The organism is Komagataeibacter kakiaceti JCM 25156 (assembly GCF_000613305.1).
On the sequence record NZ_BAIO01000729.1, the window covers coordinates 1 to 910 of the forward strand.

Annotated in this window: 1 pseudogene; it reads left to right on the forward strand. The window is 67.5% G+C overall.

Annotated features, from left to right (window positions below):
* Window positions 1–910, forward strand: a pseudogene (locus JCM25156_RS28265) (3'-5' exonuclease); the annotation flags it as partial.

The window sequence follows — 910 nt, forward strand, 5'->3', positions numbered from 1 at the left end:
CGTGCTGACCGACCAGCTTGCGGTGCGCGACCTCATGGCGCTGTGCGCCGCGCTCCTGCTGCCACAGGATGACCTGACGCTGGCCTGCGTGCTGACCTCGCCACTGGGCGGGCTGGATGATCCCTCGCTCATGGATCTGGCGACGGGCCGCGACGGCCAGCCTTTATGGGCGGTGCTGCGGGCCCGCCATGGCGAACGGCCCGACTGGTCCACGGCCTGGCATGTCCTCAACACCCTGTTCCGGCAGGTGGATTACGCAACTCCCTACCAGCTTCTGGCCGAAGCGCTCGGCCCGCTGGGCGGTCGCGCGCGCCTGCTGGCCCGGCTGGGGCCGGAAGCGGTGGAGCCGGTTGATGAACTGCTCTCCGCCGCCCTGCGGTTCGAGGAAACGCATGCCATCTCGCTCCAGGGCTTCCTGCACTGGCTCAACGCATCGGATGAAACGGTGCGTCATGAACCGACGCCTCGGCCAACATGGTCCGCGTCATGACCGCGCACGGGGCCAAGGGGTTGCAGGCACGGCTGGTCATCCTGCCCGACACCATTGCAACACCCCGCGCCGATACCGGCGTGTTATGGAAAACCGATGCCCGGACCAGACTGGACATCCCGATATGGGTGCCCCGGCGTGAACTGGTGACGGACCTGACCGCCGCCCTGCAGGAAAGGATCAGGCAGGACGCGGCGGAAGAATATAACCGGCTGCTGTATGTCGCCCTGACCCGCGCCAGTGACCGGCTGGTCATATGCGGCTGGGAACCGCGCCGTGGCGTGCCGGACGGGTGCTGGTACGATCTGTGCCGCAAGGGTTTCGAGAACGCGGGCGCGCGCGTCCAGCCCTTTGATCTGGGCTGGGAAGGGGAAACCCTTGTGCTGGAGGAAGAGCGTGTGTACTCCCCCGCCGCCGCTG